This window comes from Meridianimarinicoccus aquatilis (assembly GCF_004358675.1).
Classification (GTDB): Bacteria; Pseudomonadota; Alphaproteobacteria; order Rhodobacterales; family Rhodobacteraceae; genus Meridianimarinicoccus; species Meridianimarinicoccus aquatilis.
The window spans coordinates 100,231-118,525 of sequence record NZ_SMZO01000007.1 but is presented as its reverse complement, the minus strand read 5'-3'; the positions used below and the strand labels follow the sequence as shown (position 1 = coordinate 118,525).

Here is an 18,295-nt window from a genome sequence, read left to right as displayed (position 1 = left end):
CATTCCCGAAGGTCTGATTAGTCGAGGATTTTCGAAACCACGCCCGCGCCAACGGTGCGGCCGCCTTCGCGGATCGCGAAGCGAAGTTTCTCTTCCATGGCGATCGGTGCGATCAGCTCAACTGCGAAGCTGACGTTGTCGCCCGGCATTACCATTTCCGTACCTTCAGCCAATGTCACCGTGCCGGTCACGTCCGTCGTGCGGAAGTAGAACTGCGGGCGATAGTTGGCGAAGAACGGGGTGTGACGGCCACCCTCGTCTTTGGTCAGGATGTAAGCTTCTGCCTCGAACTTGGTGTGCGGCTTTACCGAACCCGGCTTACACAGCACCTGGCCGCGCTCAACGCCTTCACGGTCCACACCGCGCAGCAATGCGCCGATGTTGTCGCCTGCTTCACCGCGATCCAGCAGCTTGCGGAACATTTCAACGCCTGTGCAGGTCGTTTTCTTGGTGTCGCGGATGCCGACGATTTCAATTTCGTCGCCAACGTTGATCACGCCACGCTCAACACGGCCGGTCACAACAGTCCCGCGGCCAGAGATCGAGAACACGTCTTCGATCGGCATCAGGAACGGCTGGTCAACCGCACGCTCAGGTGTCGGGATCCATTCGTCAACGGCAGCCATCAGCTTCTTGATGGACTCTTCGCCGATCTCGTTGTCACGGCCTTCCATCGCTGCCAGAGCGGAGCCTGGGATCACGGGAATGTCGTCGCCCGGGTACTCATAGCTGCTCAGCAGTTCGCGGATTTCCATCTCGACGAGTTCAAGAAGCTCTTCGTCGTCAACCTGGTCAACTTTGTTCATGTAGACGACCATGGTCGGGATACCAACCTGGCGACCCAGCAGGATGTGCTCGCGGGTCTGCGGCATCGGGCCATCAGCTGCGTTCACAACCAGAATCGCGCCGTCCATCTGCGCCGCACCGGTGATCATGTTCTTCACATAGTCAGCGTGGCCGGGGCAGTCGACGTGTGCGTAGTGGCGGTTCTCGGTCTCGTATTCCACGTGCGCGGTCGAGATCGTGATCCCACGAGCCTTCTCTTCGGGCGCGCCGTCAATCTGGTCGTACGCTTTGAAATCACCGAAATACTTCGTGATCGCCGCCGTCAGAGTCGTCTTGCCGTGGTCAACATGGCCGATCGTGCCGATGTTCACGTGCGGCTTGTTCCGTTCAAACTTTGCCTTTGCCATGGATCAGGCGCCTTTCTTTGGGGCGAGGTGTCACGCCCGGGTCAATCAACGCCGGTTCGTTACAAAGCCGAGCGCGGAAAATCAAGCACCGCCAGCGGAATTTTCAGGGGATGTGCCCGTCTCCGTGCGGTTTTCTGGGCGCGCGGCAGCCCCACCGAACCAATCCTCGTTCTCGCGTAGCCAGCGTTCAATTTCGATGGCTGCGTTAGAGGCTAATTCATCCAGTTGCGACTGCGCGTCTTGGCTATAGCCGGACCCAACCACCGTATCACCGCCCGCATCTTCCCAGATGGTCAAATTGCGTGTTTCACCGTTCAAACGTTGGGGCACAGAATCATAGGCATTCACTGATAGAAACAGGGTCGAGCGCGGCGCGAAGAGCACGGGAATTCCCGGAGGAGCCAAAACATAACCCTGCACCTTGATCCCGATGGAATAGCTTCCGTCGCCTTTGAACCGGCGCATCCGCGCATCCACAGCGTCGGTCACAGCCGTTTTAAGCTGTTCATCCGTCACGCTGCGCGACACAATGCTGGAGGTGGGATCATCCACGATCACAACAAGACGGTCGAGGTTGAAATCACCCAACCCGCTTCGCTGTATTTCGGGATCAAACGGCTCGGTGCATGCACCAAGAGCAAGGCTCGCAAGAAGCAGAAGTAGCAATCGCATGGTCAGATCCTGTCCGGTCCGCTTTGCGACCTAGCGCAGCCGCGCAGTTGTTACAACCGCGCGGCGGCTTCGAGCTTACAGTTTCTCGGTCAGTTCCGGAACGGCGTCAAACAGGTCCGCGACCAGTCCGAAATCCGCAACCTGGAAAATCGGGGCTTCTTCATCCTTATTGATCGCGACAATCACTTTGCTGTCTTTCATGCCGGCGAGGTGTTGGATCGCACCGGAAATACCGCAGGCAATGTACAGATCAGGCGCAACCACTTTGCCGGTCTGACCAACTTGCCAGTCGTTTGGTGCAAAGCCACTGTCCACGGCCGCGCGAGATGCGCCAATCGCTGCTCCCAACTTGTCCGCAAGACCTGCGATGACTTTGAAATCCTCTTCGGACCCAACGCCGCGCCCGCCAGAGACGACGATGCCAGCGCTTGTCAATTCGGGACGATCGGTTTCTGCAACCTTGTCTTCGACCCACTCAGACAGACCAGGATTATCTGCCGCCGCGATGGTTTCGACCGGCGCAGCCGCTTGATCACCCGCCGCATCGAAGGTCGAGATCCGCAGCGTCATGATTTTCAGCGCGTCGCGCGATTTCACCGTCTGGATCGCATTGCCCGCATAAATCGGACGCTCGAATGTGTCTGCATCGATCACCGCCGTCACATCCGTGAGAATCATCACGTCACACAGCGCGGCCACGCGCGGCAGAACGTTCTTGGCATCAGTCGTCGCAGGCGCGCAAATATGCGTATAATCCCCCGCAAGCGACGCGATCAGCGCGGCGACCGGTTCGGCCAGACGGTGACCATAAAGTGCATCTTCGGCGACCAGCACCTTTGACACGCCTGCGATCAAGGCCGCCTCTTCCGCCGCCGCAGTAGCAGACGCTCCTGCACACAGAACAGTCACATCCCCAAGCGCCTGCGCCGCGGTTACCGCCTTGGCAGTACTGTCGCGCGACAAGGTTCCATCGGTCACTTCCGCGAAAAGAAGAACAGCCATCACACCACCCCTGCGTCTTTGAGTTTGCTTACCAGCTCGTCGACCGAGCCAACTTTGATACCCGCCGCGCGTTCGGGCGGCTCGCCTGTCTTGACGATTTCAAGCCGGGGCGAGATATCCACGCCATAGTCGGCAGGTGTCTTTTCAACCAACGGTTTTTTCTTTGCCTTCATGATGTTGGGCAGCGACGCATAGCGTGGCTCGTTCAGGCGCAAGTCTGTCGACACAATCGCCGGAAGCTTGACCTTGACCGTTTGCAAGCCCCCGTCAACTTCGCGCGTAACCGTCGCATGATCACCATCAACAGCGACCTTGTTCGCGTAGGTCGCCTGCGACCAGCCCAACAGCGCGGCCAACATCTGGCCCGTCGCGTTCATGTCATTGTCGATGGCCTGCTTGCCGCAAAGCACCAGACCCGGCTCTTCTTCTTCAACGACTTTGGCAAGAAGTTTCGCCACGGCCAGCGGTTCAATGTCTGTGTGCACATCGTCCGCAGCAATCACCAAAATTGCGCGATCTGCTCCCATCGCGAGCCCGGTACGCAGAGTTTCCTGCGACTGCTTGACACCAATGGAGACAAGAACCACCTCAGTTGCGACGCCAGCTTCGCGCAACCTGATCGCTTCTTCGACTGCGATTTCGTCGAACGGGTTCATCGACATCTTAACATTTGCAAGATCAACGCCCGATCCATCCGCTTTCACCCGGACTTTCACGTTGTAATCAATAACCCGCTTTACGGGAACAAGTAGCTTCATAAGACGTCTCCGTTTCATCGCATAGCTTCGGCTTGCCCCGCTACTTAAAGGCTTGAAGCAGGTGCCGACAGGGGAAAAACGACATAATTTCCCTCGCCAACGCAGCGTTCTGTCGCGCCTGCAAGGTGTTTGCGCAAACGCGCGCAGGGTGCATCAAGTTCCGGCTCTGCTCGGCTTATCAGCCGCTCTGGCCCACCCCAACGGGCCGGAGCTTCGCCCTTCCGGGCAGCAGGCCAACCACCGGACGCCCCGCCGCTTTCAGCGGTTCTTGCCCGGAACCCAAAGTACGTCTGCTTTACCGTTGTCATTCGCGATTCGGGACGCCACGAAGAACCAGTCGGACAAGCGGTTGAGGTATTGAACAGCGGCAGGATTGATTTCTTCCAGCGACGCAAGGTGCATCGTCAGACGCTCTGCCCGGCGGGTCACGGTGCGGCACAGATGCAGTTGAGCTGCCAATGCAGAGCCACCCGGTAGCACAAATGATCGCAACGGCTCCAACGCGACATTCATGGAATCGATCTGCGTTTCCAAGCGCTTGACCTGCGCATCAACCATTCGCAACGGCGCATATTCGGCGTCTTTGTCGCGGGCCATGTCCGGGCGGCAGAGGTCGGCGCCAAGATCAAAAAGGTCATTCTGGATCTCGGACAACTGCGCATCCATGGTGCCCTCGGCGTGTTGCCGGGCCAGACCAACGGTGGCGTTCACTTCATCGACGGTGCCGTAGCTTTCGACCCGAAGCGAGTATTTCGCCACGCGCGTTCCATTGCCAAGCGCGGTTTCACCGGCATCGCCGGTCTTGGTATAAATCCTGTTCAGAACGACCATTTATTACTGTCCACCCATTCTACGAAATGCAACAAAAACAAGGATCAAGACGATTGCGACGGCTTGCGCGCCGATGCGGTATCGCATGACCTTGTTGGCGTGTTTGCGGTTAAAATCGCCCCCTTTGGCGAAACCGCCAATGCCAACCATCAGGATGCCTGCAACAGCCAGGCAGGCAACGGCGACGACAATAAAAAGCGGATCCTGTAGCATATGCTGTCCTTTCAAGTGGCTTCACAGATAGCGGAGCCGCGCAAGATTGCGAACCGGAAAAGCCCGAAAATGTAATGTCGGAATTCTGTAGGAGACTTGTAGGAGTCCCGTAGGAGCGGCCAAAGCCGCTTCCGATACGCGCCAGATCGGATCGGGTGCGCCCTAAGCCTTGGCGCAGAGCCAATCAAGAACACGGGTTGGCAGGACCCGGCGTGCCACTGCCATCATGTGAGTCGGCGTGGTGATCCTGTATCGCGCTCTCGGGCGGCGATCATTCAGCGCCCGCAACAGGGCGTCCGTCACCGACGAGGCGGGCAGTTCGAACTTGTTGCCCCCGCTCCCTTTGTAGAGCTGGTCCAGCAGGCTGTCGCGATATTGCGCCGCGCGGGGGGATGCCTCCCAATCGATCCAGCGTTCGAATTGCTTGATGGCATTGGAACGGAACGCAGTGGCAATGGGGCCGGGTTGCAGAAGCACCACGCGCACCGGCGTATCGGCCAGTTCAAGACGCAACGTGTCGGTATACCCTTCGAGCGCATATTTGGACGCCACATACGCACCCCGCCATTTGGCCGGAATGAAGCCCAGCACAGACGAACATTGCACGAGTCGCCCGCCGGAGGCGCGCAACATTGGCAGCGCGGCACGGGTCAGGTGGTGCCAGCCGAAAAAATTCGCCTCAAACAAGGTGCGCAGGGCGTCGGTCGGCACGTCTTCTAGTGGGGCGGGTATTGCATAAGCGCCATTGTTGAACAGCGCATCAAGTTGCCCGCCGGTCAGGGCCGACACCTGGGCAAGCGCGGCATCGATGCTGGCGGTATCTTCGTAATCAAGATGAAGCGCGGTCAGACCGGCCTCCGCAAGCGCGGCGCAATCAGCCGGGTCGCGGACCGCAGCAAACACGTTCCAGCCCAACGCGTGCAGCCGAAGCGCTGCGTCGCGGCCAATGCCGGACGAACAGCCCGTGATCAAAATCGAGCGGGCTGTCACGTCAGGGCTGTATCTGAAGAAAGCGGCTGGCCATGAAGACCTCTTGGCCGGTGTCCGGGTGCACGACACTGGCCCAGCCATCGCGGAACGGCGCGGTAAGGTCTAGTTCGACCCCGAAGTTCACCCGCCCCACGACCGCGTCAGAGGTGGATGGTCCTGCCCGCAGGTTGACCGATGTGGCGGTGACCAACGCCCGTCGCGTGACCGGCGCGGGATTAGGGCTTGTGGGTTGCACATCACCCAGAACAGGGGCGCCGTCTTGCTCACCCGCCGGGGTTTCGTTCAATAACCCTTGCAGCAGGTCGTCGGTGGCATTCTGCGCCGCTTCGGCACCCCGATTGCGCACAGATTCGGATAAGGACAAGGCGTCAGCCGCATCGCCGCCTGTTGCGCCGAAGTCGAGACCCGGCAAGGTCACCGCCCCGTCATTGGACTGACTTGCATCATCTGAAAGCAAGTCGTCTGCCTCATCGGCTCCGGGCGCTGGGGCCGGGTCCAGCAGCGAAGGCTGCGGTTCGGCTTGCGTGACCTGGTCATCCAATGGCGGCGTATCTGGCTGCGGCGCTGGCGCTGCGACAATCGGTTCGGAAGGCTGCGTTGCGCGGCGCGGACCCTCAGGCGCGAAATACATCGCGAGGAAAATGACCGCGAGAAGCAAGAAAGTAAGTTTGAAACCCATAGAGCCGCCCAGCAACGCTTTTTCCTATGGAAGTACAAAACAATATTCCGCGTCGTAATGCCAGTGGGTAGCATTAGCAAAGCGCGCGGGTGCTTTACCCTTCCGCAGGCCGGATATACTGTTCTCGCATGGATGATCCACAGTTGCCCGACAACATTCCCGAAAGTGTAACCGAACCGCTTCGCCGTGCCATCGGCAGCCGGTACCTGACCTATGCCTTGTCCACGATCATGCACCGGGCCTTGCCTGATGCGCGGGATGGTCTGAAGCCAGTTCACCGGCGAATTTTATACGCGATGCGCGAATTGCGATTGGCGTCGAACGGCGGATTTCGCAAATCGGCGAAGATTTCCGGCGATGTCATGGGCAACTACCACCCGCATGGCGATGCCGCGATTTATGACGCCATGGCACGGTTGGCGCAGGATTTTGCAGTTCGCTATCCCCTGGTAGATGGACAGGGCAATTTCGGCAATATCGACGGCGACAACCCTGCGGCAGCGCGGTACACCGAGGCCCGCATGACTGCCGCCGCCGAGGCGCTGCTGGAAGGTCTGTCCGAAGACGCGGTGGATTTTCGCGACAATTACGACGGCACATTGCAAGAACCCGTGGTTCTGCCTGCCGCATTCCCGAACCTGTTGGCCAATGGCGCCAGCGGTATTGCCGTGGGGATGGCAACCAACGTGCCGCCGCATAACCTGCATGAATTGGTCGGGGCATGCCTGCATTTGATCAAACACCCCGGCGCGGCGGATGACACGCTGCTGGATCACGTAAAGGGCCCGGATTTCCCGACGGGCGGTGTGATCGTGGAAACGCCCGCATCCATGCGGGACAGTTACCGCACCGGGCGCGGGTCATTCCGGCTGCGTGCCCGTTGGGAGATTGAAGAACAAGGCCGCGGTCAGTGGGTCATTGTCGTGACCGAGATCCCCTATCAGGTGCAGAAGTCCAAGCTGATCGAAAAGCTGGCCGAGTTGATCAATGCGCGCAAAGTCCCAATTCTGGGCGATGTGCGCGACGAATCTGCCGAAGATGTTCGCATCGTGCTGGAACCCAAGTCGCGCAACGTGGATGCAGACGTTTTGATGAACACCTTGTTCCGGTTGTCGGATCTTGAGATTCGCTTTTCCATGAACATGAACGTTCTGATTGATGGGCGCACGCCGAAGGTCTGTTCGCTCAAGGAAGTGATGCGCGCCTTTCTTGACCATCGCCGCGAGGTGCTTTTGCGCCGGTCGCGGTATCGGTTGGCCAAGATCGATGCGCGGCTTGAGGTTCTCGAAGGCTATATCATCGCCTTTTTGAACCTGGACCGGGTGATCGCGATTATCCGCAACGAGGATCAGCCAAAGCCGGTCTTGATGGCGGAATTCGCGCTGAGCGACGTTCAGGCCGAGGCAATCCTGAACATGCGGCTGCGGTCATTGCGCAAACTTGAAGAGATGGAATTGCGGCGCGAGCGCGACAATCTGCTGATCGAACGCGCGGAACTGGAAGATTTGCTTGCCGATGACGGGCTGCAATGGGGCCGGATCGCCGAAGAGTTGCGCGCGGTGCGCAAGCAGTTCGGCGAAAGCGCCGTTGGCGGGGCCCGGCGCACCACGTTTGCCGAAGCGATCGAGATGGCAGACGTGCCGATCGAAGCGATGATCGAACGCGAGCCGATCACGGTGGTCTGTTCCAAGATGGGCTGGATCCGCGCCATGAAGGGGCATCTGGCCGAAGGTGCGCCGCTCAAGTTCAAGGATGGCGATGAAAGCCAGTTTGTTCTGCACGCTGAAACGACAGATCGGCTGATCGTGTTCGGATCGAACGGGCGGTTTTACACGCTGTCTGCGGCAAGCCTGCCCGGTGGTCGCGGCATGGGCGAGCCGTTGCGCCTGATGGTGGATTTACCAAACGACGCCGACATCGTAACGCTGTTCTTGCACCAACCGGGGCGGCGGTTGCTGGTTGCGTCAACTGGCGGCGATGGATTCGTTGTGCCCGAAGACGATGTCTTGGCCCAGACACGCACCGGGCGGCAAGTGCTGAACGTGCGGGCCCCTGTGCGGGCGCTGATGTGCAAGCCGGTCATCGGTGATCACGTGGCCTGCGTGGGTGAGAACCGCAAGGTGCTGGTCTTCCCGTTGACAGAATTGCCCGAGATGGGGCGCGGCAAGGGTGTGCGCCTGCAAAAGTACAAGGATGGCGGCCTGTCGGACGCGATCACCTTCCGGTTGGCCGATGGGTTGTCGTGGCTCGATCCGGCAGGGCGTAAGCGTCTGCAGTCAGACCTGACCGAATGGATCGGTAAACGCGCCGGAACAGGACGCATGGCACCGCGCGGCTTCCCAAGAGACAACCATTTTAGTTGATTGCTGCTCTGCGTTACCTATGGTCGGTCCACTGCCCTGCCGCGTGCAATGCAGACAGTGACAGACGATAAGGCTGGCGGAGGACCCCATGAATGACCTGACGGCCGTTTCTTTTTCGGACGCGGTAGGAAGTGCTCAACTTTTGCCGCTGTGGGTCTTGGCAATCTTTGTCCCGCTTGTTCTGCCGATGTGTTCGTATCTGGGTTACTGGACAGGCCGCGTTAAGCGCCAAAGGCTCTTGGCGGATGGTAACAATGTCAAACCAAGAGCCAGCGAAGACACCAGTACTGCGGTGATGGCTCTGCTTGGCTTGCTGCTTGCCTTCACCTTCAGTTTCGCCCTCAGCCGTGCTGAAGATCGCCGACATACTCAAGTCGAAGAAATCGCTGCGATCGGCACCGCCTTTCTACAGGCCGATTTGGTTGCGGAGCCGGGGCGGACTGCTTTGAGGCAGGCCATTGCCGCCTATGCAGAAACCCGGTGGTCTGACGCAGATGCCTTCGTGAACGAAGATTTGATTTTGGACTTCGTGTCCCGGACAGTGCAGGCGCAAGAGCAACTTTGGCCCGTGGCAATGGCCGCCATCGGCGGCGACACTCCGGCACCGATTAAAACCATGGTCGCTGGTGGGATCACCGAAGTCCTTGACGCACACACCCGGCGATACTCAGCTGCTGTTCAGTATATCCCGCTTTTTGCCAAGTTGATGATTTTCGTGGTGGCCTGCACTGGGCTTGTGCTGACCTCCAACAGTTCGGCCATGAACGGGCATGAGTTCACTTGGCGAAACTTCCTTGTGGCCATGCTGCTGTCGGTCGTCATGATCGTGGTGCTAGACTTTGAACGCCCGCGCGAAGGGTTGGTGAAACTCGATAACAGCCAATTCAAACTCTTGGTCGAAGAACTGAACGGGATGCTCGACGCAGGCTGATAGTCCACCATCCAGACAGGCTGCCCACATCACATGCGTGCCCGCAGGCGAAGCCTGCCACGCCCAACGGGATGAGACATCGGCAGATGTCGAAGACGGGCGGGAGCGCCCCTTTGCCGTCAGACGTTACGCAGGGACAAGGTCATATCGCGCAGCCAGTCCACCATTTCCCGCGGTTTATCCGACCAGCCGTCAATCTCTTCAGGGCTAATCGGCTGCCCGACCACTGGCCCTTGGGCGCGGTTCAGCGAATGCACAACCTCATGGATCAGCAACCCCTGGCGCAACGTAGCGGAAATCTGGTTCGCCACCTGATAAAGGCGGCTATTCTGACCCGGAAAGAACACCGGCAGCACGGTGGCGCGGCTGCGCTGCACCATTTTTGCCGTGAACGGATTCCAATCGGCTTCGATCGCAGGGCCAAACATTGTTTCAGAGGACGCGACCACCCCCGACGGAAAAAGCACGATGACGCCACCTGCCGCCAAGTGGTCCATCGCCCGGCGGCGCATTTCAAGGTTCTGCTTCAAGGCATCCGCCTCGTGCGGGAAGGGAACAGGGATCATGAAGCGCTTCACTTCATCCACACCCGTCAGCAGGGACCGGGTCAAAATTCGGTAATCCTGACGTACCTGTCCAATCAACTCTGCCAGCACCATCCCGTCCACCAGCCCATGGGGGTGGTTCGCAACCACCACAACCGGCCCTTCTCGTGGGATGCGGCGGATCTGATCTTCCGGCGTGGTCAGGGTGATACCCATAGTCGCCAGCGCCTTGGCCCAGAACGCGTGACCTTCGGGAACACCGGACCGTTCGAATTTTCGGATCAACCGAAGCAAGGTCAGCTTCCCGGTCATCCATTCCAGCGTCTTGATCGCCACCGCCTGCGATTTGTTGTCGAATGTTGTCGCATAAGACAGATTGCGCTTGTCGAACGGGATGTAGGGCGGTGCTGGCAAATCGGTGCCGGGCGTTGGGCCGGAATAGCTTTCAACCATTGTTGTTTCTCCGGAACTGCGGGACGGACTTAAACATCCTCGCCGAACCGTTGCATAACCAGCGTCTCTATTGCGAGAGCCAGTTCTGCGGCCCGTGGCCCTGTGACAACAATGTCGATCTGCGATCCGCGCGCGGCGCCCAACATGAGCAAGCCCATGATGCTATCGCCCGACGCGCTTACCCCATCCTTGGAAACCTCAGCCTGCGCATCATGGCTTTCGACCACTTCAACGAGTTTGGCCGAAGCACGGGCATGAAGCCCTTTTTCATTCACGATGGTGAGTGTCTTTGCGATACGATCAGTCATGTTGATCGCCTCAATCGTCGAAACCGTCGAAGCAATCAAGGTATTTCCGCCCCGCTTTCAGCCCATTCTCAACGGCCTCGGGCACAGAGAGGTGCCGCGACTTCACTAATTTGATCAGCATTGGCAGGTTCGCGCCATACATTATGCGGCGTCCGGGCTTGCCGCTGGCGGCCAGGGAAAGGTTCGACGGCGACCCGCCGAACATGTCTGTCACGATAATAACGCCATCGCCATCATCTACTGCGTCAGCGACATGGGCGATTTCCAACCGCTTTCCCTCGCGGTCTTCCTGCGCAGCAATGGACACGGCGCGCATACCGTCCTGTGTGCCCAGCACATGCTCGACCGCCGAGAGATATTCTCGCGCTAGACCCCCATGGGCCACGATCACGATGCCGATCACCGCATTGCCCCGCTTTGCTGTACGCCGGCTATCCGGCCTTTATGTTCCAGTTCATGGTGACGGACGGACACTTTCCATCCCGCTGCGTCCAGTGCCGCGCAAAGCGCAACCGCCGTCGCAACAGAGCGGTGTTGCCCCCCGGTGCAACCAAGCCCGACTGACAGGTACGATTTGCCTTCGGCGGCATAGGCGGGCAACAAAAAAGCGACAAGATCGTTAACTTTTTCAAAAAAATCGGTATAACGGGTATCCCGCGCCACAAATTCCGCGACACGGGGGTCACGGCCATCCAACGTTCGAAGCGTTTCGTCCCAATACGGATTATCCAAGAACCGACAGTCGAACACCATATCGACGCCGCGTGGCAGCCCCCGCTTGTAGCTGAAGGAATGCACCATCACGGTCAGGCGTTGCGCCGCAGATGGATCGAACCACCGCGCCAGATCTGCTTTCAAATCATGCGGCGTCAGCGTGGATGTGTCGATCAACAGGTCCGCTCGGGCTTTTAAGGGGGCCAGAAGGTCCAGTTCACGTTCGATGCCGATCTGCGCTGTTTCTGCCGGAGCCAATGGGTGCCGGCGACGGGTTTCGGAATATCGCCGTTGCAGCACGTCGGGCCGCGCATCGAGGTATAGCAGTTCGGCCCGGCCATCTGGCTTGCCCTGCGTGCCGTCATCCGCCTCGCCAAGCCAGTCCATCAATTCCAGCAGGCCCCGCACACTGAAATCACGATTTCGCACGTCAACACACAGCGCGAGTGGCCTATTCAGGCCGGGACCATCCAAAAGCCGCGGCACGAGGCTGAGCGGCATATTGTCGATCGTCTCAAAGCCAAGGTCTTCGAGCACCGCCAGAGTTGATGACTTTCCGGCGCCAGATGGACCGGTCACCAACACGATCTGGCCCTGCATGCCATTCGATTTGCTATCCGGGCGACACGGTTCATCGTCGGGCATTGCTGATATGTTCTGACCCCTATCCGCCATGTGTGTGACCTGATTTATTTCTGCATCTCAAGTATTGCAAAAGAGCATATGGGAAATGAGCATTCTCAGGATTGTGAAACAAGGCGACCTTATGACCGAGCACCAATTCACTGCGTATTTGTGGCAAACGGTCGGTTTCCGGGCGGTCCAGGCGCACGAGCGCGACAAGCGGTACAGGTCCGCTGTGTTTTGCAGGCAACAGCCCCATTCCGCGCGCTTCGATCAAGGGTGGCAAACCCGGCGGGGCATCGACCCATACGCGGGCCGGCGTGCCCCTCACATGCAGCGCCGTGCGATCATCGGCCACGAGTTGCCCGCCATGTGCCATCAGCACCAAGGCCAGCGCAGATTTTCCGGCTCCAGAAGGGCCTTGAATCATCAGCCCGCACCCCGCCACGGCCACGGTGGTTGCATGCCGAATTTCCGAGGCTTGTGAGTTTGCCATGGCGCAACTTCCGGGTGCTAAGCAAAACGGCCCGCGCGAGACCCGTTTGATCCCGTTATGATGTCTCGCATCACGGCATGCTGCAAGTGCAACTCCGTTCACGATCTTCCGACTCACCGAAGCGAATGACAAAATCTTTGGCGCTATCATTTTGGTGCGCAATAAAATTTCACAAACCGGGCGCTAAACGATTCATCTTGATGGCGCAAACATGGCTTTGGTTGCGCTAACTGTGCGAAACCGACCTGTTTTGCACAGATGCCTCCGTGGTATAGCAAAGCCGTCTACCCACTCTGGGTTGATGCAGTTGTTCAGGCGTGCGAACTACCGCCTCGAACTTCCGCAAGTCTGCGACATACAACGCCGATATCGGCGTCTGGAGAAAAAGCAATGGAACATGGACGCGTGAACCCTTCGCACAAGCTGCAAGATCAGGGCATGAATGGGCTTGGCACGGTCTATTATAATATGCTTGAGCCTGATCTTGTCGCCCATGCGGTCAAGCGCGACGAGGGCACATTGGGACAAGGCGGCACCTTCCTTGTTTCGACCGGCAAATACACCGGTCGGTCACCAAAGGATAAGCACGTCGTCAAGACAGCGAATGTTGCCGACAAAATCTGGTGGGAAAACAACGCTGAAATGTCGCCCGAGGGCTTTGACGCTCTGCATGCGGACATGCTGGAACATATGAAGGGCCGCGACTTCTTTGTGCAGGACCTTTACGGCGGCGCCGACCCGGTGCTGCGCCTTGATGTGCGCGTTGTGTCCGAATTGGCCTGGCACAACCTTTTCATCCGCCATCTGCTGCGCCGTCCTGGTCGCGATGAGCTGGATAGCTTCGTGCCGGAATTCACCATCATCAACATGCCCAGCTTCAAGGCCGACCCGGCCAAGCACGGGTGTGTGTCTGACACAGTGATCGCACTGAACTTTGAAAAGAAGCTGATCCTGATCGGCGGCACAGAGTACGCGGGCGAAAACAAGAAATCCGTTTTCACACTGCTGAACTATCTGCTGCCGGAAAAGGGCGTGATGCCGATGCACTGCTCGGCCAACCACGCGACCGGCAACCCGGTGGACACCGCGATCTTCTTCGGCCTGTCCGGCACCGGCAAGACCACCTTGTCAGCCGACCCTGACCGCACGCTGATCGGCGATGACGAACATGGTTGGTCCGACCGCGGCACCTTCAACTTCGAAGGCGGCTGCTATGCCAAGACCATCAGCCTGAGCCCAAAGGCAGAACCTGAGATTTACGCCACGACCAAAAAGTTCGGGACCGTGATCGAAAACATGGTGTTCGACCCGGAAACCAAGGAATTGGATTTCGAAGACGACAGCCTGACCCCGAACATGCGCTGTGCCTACCCGCTGGAATACATTTCCAACGCGTCGGACACCGCGCTTGGCGGGCACCCCAAGAACATCATCATGCTGACCTGCGATGCGTTCGGTGTCTTGCCGCCAATTTCGCGACTCACCCCTGCGCAGGCGATGTATCACTTCCTGTCCGGCTTCACGTCCAAGATGGCGGGCACAGAACGCGGTGTGACAGAACCGTCGCCCGTCTTTTCGACCTGCTTTGGCGCGCCTTTCATGCCCATGCGGCCCGAGGTGTACGGCAACCTGCTGCGCGACAAGATTGCGAAGCATGGCGCAACCTGCTGGTTGGTCAACACCGGCTGGACCGGCGGCGCCTTCGGCACCGGGAGCCGGATGCCAATCGCGGCAACCCGCGCACTGCTGACCGCCGCGTTGGACGGGTCGCTGTCAGAATCGACCTTCCGCAAGGATCCGAACTTTGGGTTCGATGTGCCGGTCACGGTCGAAGGCGTGGATGCCAAGCTTCTTGATCCGCGGTCGACTTGGGCCGACAAGAAAGCCTATGACGCGCAAGCCGAAAAACTGGTCGATATGTTCGCCGAAAACTTTGAGCAATACGTCGCCCATATTGATGATGATGTGAAAGCCGTCGCCATCGGCTGACGCCGCTGAACACCGTGAAGACAAAGGCGCGTCCCACCGGGCGCGCCTTTTTTGTGCCAAAGTGCTTGAGGTCGGGATGCTACGGCCAACCCGAACGCATATGCCAATAGTCAGCCCAAATCGCCAAGCCCGCGCCGGATCAGGTTCAGCCCTGCGATAATCAGAACAAACAGCATCGCGCGGCGGAATTTCTGCTGATCCAGCCGGTCCTGCACCATTTGTCCAACCCAAAGGCCGGCGATCATCGGCACCAGCAACGCCGCGCCCAACGGGGCTGTTTCGGCGCTTAGAACGCCCGAGCGGATATGAGCCAACATCAGAACGAGCGACCCGGCCCCGTACACGACGCCCTGAACCGATATCGCGTCTTTCTTGGGGGCTTCGATGGCAAGCAGGTACAGCACTGTTGGCGGCCCCCATACGCCCGACAGCCCTCCCATGAACCCGGCAAGCAGCCCTATCCCCACATCGGCCAGCCAGCGCCCATGCGGCGGGATACGCGGCTTCCAACCTGCGATCTGCACCAGCGAAAAGACAATGATCGGGATGCCAATGACCAAATACATAACCCCCGGCGGCAGCGACGTGACAAGCTGGGCAGCCAGCGCGATAAAGACGAGCACCACCAGAAGATAGCGCCAGAATTCACGCACAACCTGACGCGCCTGAGGCAATCCGCCCCGCAGGGTCTGCCACAGATTTGCCATCAAAGTCGGTATGATAAGCGTCGCCAGCGCGCGTTCGGCCGGCATGACGCTGGCAAGGCCGGACATCATGATCATCGGCATGGCAAAGCCAACCGCGCCTTTGACGAAACTGGCGATGAGCGTGACAGCAACAACTGCGACAATGATTGGCAGGGGAAGAAGTAAACCAGCGGCGTCCATGGGGTTTTCCTAAATGGGGTACGCTCTATATGCCTTCGTCACCGCTGCGGTGCAAAACTTGCGTTGGTTATAATGCTTCAAGTATTGCGCCTGTTTTGAAAAATTGTTGCGCTGCAGGTGCGAAATGCGTATGCGGTTTGTGATCAGAGAAAGGAACCGATTCATGGCTCATGACGGACAGACTTTGCCAACCGTGGACGCAAGCACACCGGTGCTTGCAGACCTGCTGACCCTGACGCGCGCTGCGCTTGACCCGGCCGCCGCGCTGCTGGACCGCGCCAAGGCGGCGGTATCGACAACGGTTACTGAAAATGGCCGCGTCTCTGGCGGCCTGATCGAAGCAAACCAGACCGCCGCGCACGGCTTGGCGTGGCTCGCGACCTATGTCGAAGCATTGAAGCAGATGCAGGCATGGGCGGACAAGCTGACAGCCGAAGGCAAGTTCGGCGAGATTGAACAGATTATTCACCAGATCGCCTTTGGCGAGTATCTTTCGCAGATGTATGGCGGCCTGCCCATGAACCAGGGCGAAATTCTGCGCCCGCAGGACATGGGCCTGACCCAGGACGACTGCGCGGTTCTGATGACCGACGCGGTCAAGACACTGACCCAGACCGGCAACACGCAGGCAGCGCGCACGCGCCTTGTCGCGCTGATGCAGGAACAGTCGGCAAATGTGACTGTCGGGGCCTCTGGCCTTGATGAAGAACTTGAGATGATCCGCGAGCAGTTCCGCCGCTTTGCCGTGGAAAAGGTTTTGCCTCATGCCCACGAGTGGCATCTGAAGGACGAATTGATCCCGATTGAGATCATCACCGAACTGGCCGAAATGGGCGTGTTCGGCCTGACCATCCCCGAAGAATATGGCGGGTTCGGCCTTTCCAAGGCATCCATGTGCGTTGTGTCCGAAGAATTGTCGCGCGGCTATATTGGTGTCGGCAGCCTTGGCACCCGATCCGAAATTGCAGCCGAGTTGATCATCTGCGGCGGCACTGAAGAGCAAAAGCAGAAGTGGCTTCCCGGTCTTGCCAGCGCCGAGGTTCTGCCAACTGCCGTATTCACGGAACCCAACACGGGGTCTGACCTTGGATCGCTGCGCACCCGCGCGGTCAAGGACGGCGACGATTACAAGATCACCGGCAACAAGACGTGGATCACGCACGCCTCCCGCACCCAGATCATGACCTTGCTGGCCCGCACCGACCCCGACACGACCAATTACAAAGGTCTGTCGATGTTCATCGCGGAAAAGACGCCCGGCGACTGCGAAAACCCATTCCCGACCGACGGCATGACCGGCGGCGAGATCGAGGTATTGGGCTATCGCGGTATGAAAGAATACGAACTGGCCTTTGACGGCTTCCACGTGAAGGGTGAGAACCTTTTGGGTGGGGCTGAGGGCAAAGGGTTTGCCCAGCTTATGGAGACGTTCGAAAGTGCGCGCATTCAGACAGCGGCGCGGGCCATTGGGGTCGCGTGTTCGGCACTGGATATTTCCATGCAGTATGCTCAGGACCGCAAGCAATTCGGCAAGGCGTTGATCGAATTCCCGCGCGTATCGGGCAAGTTGGCGATGATGGCGGTCGAGATCATGGTCGCGCGGCAGCTGACCTATTACTCTGCGTGGGAAAAAGACAACGACCGTCGCTGCGACCTTGAGGCGGGCATGGCCAAGCTGCTTGGCGCGCGTGTCGCGTGGGCCGCTGCGGACAACGGCTTGCAGATCCATGGCGGCAACGGTTTTGCCCTGGAATACGCCATCAGCCGTGTGTTGTGCGACGCGCGTATTCTGAACATCTTTGAAGGTGCGGCCGAAATTCAGGCGCAAGTGATTGCGCGGCGTTTGCTGTCCTGACCCACCCGAACCGTAATTTTCGAAAGCCCCGGCCTTGTGCCGGGGCTTTTGCGTTTCAACCCCGCGATGAGAGGCGATCCAACAGGCGCTGACGGGCGGGCGGAAATGGTTGCCCGGCGCGGCGCGGCTCAAGATGGGTGTGCAGAAAATGCCCGGTGGTGCGCAAGGCCAGCGCTATCTCGATATCAGGCGCTTCACCAATCCCCAGCAGGCAGGGCGGCAGAGGCAGCAACCGGTCCGCCCAGTCCCCTGCCCCCTCCGCTGACACGGCCCGGCCCGTGCGAGGCGAAACATAGACCAGACCATCGGTCGCCCCCGTCGCCGCGCAACAGCTTAGGTCCAACGCGAACCCCATGTCTTCGAGCAAGGCCACTTCCCACTGCAAATAGGCCAGCGGCCATGCAGGTGTCACCGGCATCAAATCCAGAAGGCGGATCGTGCGGGCATGCAGGGCGGGGTACGCCGCGCGTTCTGGCAATGTGTAAGACAGCAGCGCACACACCGCGTTCATCCCCGCAAGTCCAAGCCGGTCATTCATGATCCCCGACATGCGACTGCGCACCGGTTCAACTGTGAACGCGCCGAGATGATCCTCAAGCCGGGCACGCCAAGTCAGGTCAAGCTGCGCACCGGGTTGCAGAACAGGCGACAGCTTGCGCCCTGCCCCCCCGCGTACGACACCGGCATGACGCCCGCGCCCTTCGGTGAAAACTTCGATGATCGCGGCATTTTCACCGTGGCGGCGTACCGCCAGTAAAACGCCCTCTTCGCGCCAATCCATAGGGTTCAGCT

Annotated in this window: 19 protein-coding genes; 4 read left to right on the top strand and 15 right to left on the bottom strand. The window is 59.1% G+C overall.

The features are described 5' to 3' along the window. Positions 1 to 17: 17 nt before the first annotated feature. The 8 genes from tuf to E2L05_RS04980 all read right to left on the bottom strand — a co-directional run bounded on the left by tuf (position 18) and on the right by E2L05_RS04980 (position 6,338). Positions 18 to 1,193, bottom strand: a complete 1,176-nt coding sequence (gene tuf / locus E2L05_RS05015) for an elongation factor Tu (RefSeq protein ID WP_133341793.1) — start codon at positions 1,191 to 1,193, stop codon at positions 18 to 20. 81 nt (positions 1,194 to 1,274) lie between these two features. Continuing rightward, on the bottom strand, positions 1,275 to 1,865 hold the full coding sequence (locus tag E2L05_RS05010; protein WP_133341792.1) for a hypothetical protein: 591 nt from the start codon (positions 1,863 to 1,865) through the stop codon (positions 1,275 to 1,277). A 75-nt stretch (positions 1,866 to 1,940) separates the two neighbouring features. Further along, positions 1,941 to 2,867 (bottom strand): electron transfer flavoprotein subunit alpha/FixB family protein, encoded by a 927-nt coding sequence (locus tag E2L05_RS05005; RefSeq protein ID WP_133341791.1) that lies wholly within the window; start codon positions 2,865 to 2,867, stop codon positions 1,941 to 1,943. Continuing rightward, positions 2,867 to 3,625 carry an electron transfer flavoprotein subunit beta/FixA family protein gene (locus E2L05_RS05000; protein ID WP_133341790.1) on the bottom strand — a complete coding sequence of 253 codons (759 nt, stop codon included), beginning with the start codon at positions 3,623 to 3,625 and terminating at the stop codon, positions 2,867 to 2,869. Before E2L05_RS05000 ends, E2L05_RS05005 begins: the two co-directional genes overlap by 1 nt. Before the next feature lie 258 nt (positions 3,626 to 3,883). Further along, positions 3,884 to 4,456, bottom strand: coding sequence for a cob(I)yrinic acid a,c-diamide adenosyltransferase (locus E2L05_RS04995; protein WP_133341789.1), 573 nt, complete (start codon positions 4,454 to 4,456; stop codon positions 3,884 to 3,886). Positions 4,457 to 4,459: 3 nt separating this feature from the next. Further along, positions 4,460 to 4,669 (bottom strand): twin transmembrane helix small protein, encoded by a 210-nt coding sequence (locus E2L05_RS04990; RefSeq protein ID WP_133341788.1) that lies wholly within the window; start codon positions 4,667 to 4,669, stop codon positions 4,460 to 4,462. Between the two features lie 162 nt (positions 4,670 to 4,831). Beyond that, positions 4,832 to 5,659, bottom strand: coding sequence for an SDR family NAD(P)-dependent oxidoreductase (locus E2L05_RS04985; protein ID WP_133341787.1), 828 nt, complete (start codon positions 5,657 to 5,659; stop codon positions 4,832 to 4,834). A gap of 1 nt (position 5,660) precedes the next feature. Continuing rightward, positions 5,661 to 6,338: an SH3 domain-containing protein gene (locus E2L05_RS04980; RefSeq protein WP_133341786.1), complete on the bottom strand. Its 678-nt coding sequence runs from the start codon at positions 6,336 to 6,338 to the stop codon at positions 5,661 to 5,663. 128 nt (positions 6,339 to 6,466) lie between these two features. Here E2L05_RS04980 and parC point away from each other — a divergent pair, with 128 nt between their 5' ends. Both parC and E2L05_RS04970 read left to right on the top strand, forming a co-directional pair. Next, positions 6,467 to 8,701: a DNA topoisomerase IV subunit A gene (gene parC, locus E2L05_RS04975; protein WP_133341785.1), complete on the top strand. Its 2,235-nt coding sequence runs from the start codon at positions 6,467 to 6,469 to the stop codon at positions 8,699 to 8,701. Positions 8,702 to 8,789: 88 nt separating this feature from the next. Further along, positions 8,790 to 9,632, top strand: coding sequence for a hypothetical protein (locus E2L05_RS04970; protein WP_133341784.1), 843 nt, complete (start codon positions 8,790 to 8,792; stop codon positions 9,630 to 9,632). Positions 9,633 to 9,751: 119 nt separating this feature from the next. Here the strand turns inward: E2L05_RS04970 and E2L05_RS04965 are convergent, their stop codons facing one another. The 5 genes from E2L05_RS04965 to E2L05_RS04945 are packed head-to-tail and all read right to left on the bottom strand — an operon-like array spanning position 9,752 to position 12,772. After that, a complete protein-coding gene (locus tag E2L05_RS04965) occupies positions 9,752 to 10,630 on the bottom strand; it encodes a lysophospholipid acyltransferase family protein (protein WP_133341783.1) in 879 nt (292 codons plus the stop codon). Between the two features lie 29 nt (positions 10,631 to 10,659). After that, positions 10,660 to 10,938 carry an HPr family phosphocarrier protein gene (locus E2L05_RS04960; RefSeq protein ID WP_133341782.1) on the bottom strand — a complete coding sequence of 93 codons (279 nt, stop codon included), beginning with the start codon at positions 10,936 to 10,938 and terminating at the stop codon, positions 10,660 to 10,662. A 10-nt stretch (positions 10,939 to 10,948) separates the two neighbouring features. After that, positions 10,949 to 11,341, bottom strand: coding sequence for a PTS sugar transporter subunit IIA (locus E2L05_RS04955; RefSeq protein WP_133341781.1), 393 nt, complete (start codon positions 11,339 to 11,341; stop codon positions 10,949 to 10,951). Further along, positions 11,338 to 12,297: an RNase adapter RapZ gene (rapZ, locus tag E2L05_RS04950; RefSeq protein WP_243721872.1), complete on the bottom strand. Its 960-nt coding sequence runs from the start codon at positions 12,295 to 12,297 to the stop codon at positions 11,338 to 11,340. Before rapZ ends, E2L05_RS04955 begins: the two co-directional genes overlap by 4 nt. 19 nt (positions 12,298 to 12,316) lie before the next feature. Further along, a complete protein-coding gene (locus E2L05_RS04945; protein WP_133341780.1) occupies positions 12,317 to 12,772 on the bottom strand; it encodes an HPr kinase/phosphorylase in 456 nt (151 codons plus the stop codon). 390 nt (positions 12,773 to 13,162) lie between these two features. Here E2L05_RS04945 and E2L05_RS04940 point away from each other — a divergent pair, with 390 nt between their 5' ends. Next, the gene (locus E2L05_RS04940) at positions 13,163 to 14,761 is read left to right on the top strand and encodes a phosphoenolpyruvate carboxykinase (protein ID WP_133341779.1); all 1,599 of its coding nucleotides are present in this window, start codon (positions 13,163 to 13,165) and stop codon (positions 14,759 to 14,761) included. Positions 14,762 to 14,871: 110 nt separating this feature from the next. Here the strand turns inward: E2L05_RS04940 and E2L05_RS04935 are convergent, their stop codons facing one another. After that, complete coding sequence (locus E2L05_RS04935; RefSeq protein ID WP_133341778.1) at positions 14,872 to 15,648, bottom strand: sulfite exporter TauE/SafE family protein; 777 nt, start codon at positions 15,646 to 15,648, stop codon at positions 14,872 to 14,874. A 163-nt stretch (positions 15,649 to 15,811) separates the two neighbouring features. Here E2L05_RS04935 and E2L05_RS04930 point away from each other — a divergent pair, with 163 nt between their 5' ends. Beyond that, positions 15,812 to 17,503, top strand: a complete 1,692-nt coding sequence (locus E2L05_RS04930) for an acyl-CoA dehydrogenase family protein (RefSeq protein WP_133341777.1) — start codon at positions 15,812 to 15,814, stop codon at positions 17,501 to 17,503. 55 nt (positions 17,504 to 17,558) lie between these two features. On the opposite strand, the gene recO is transcribed toward E2L05_RS04930, so the two are convergent. After that, positions 17,559 to 18,284: a DNA repair protein RecO gene (gene recO, locus E2L05_RS04925; protein ID WP_133341776.1), complete on the bottom strand. Its 726-nt coding sequence runs from the start codon at positions 18,282 to 18,284 to the stop codon at positions 17,559 to 17,561. Between the last annotated feature and the right edge of the window lie 11 nt (positions 18,285 to 18,295).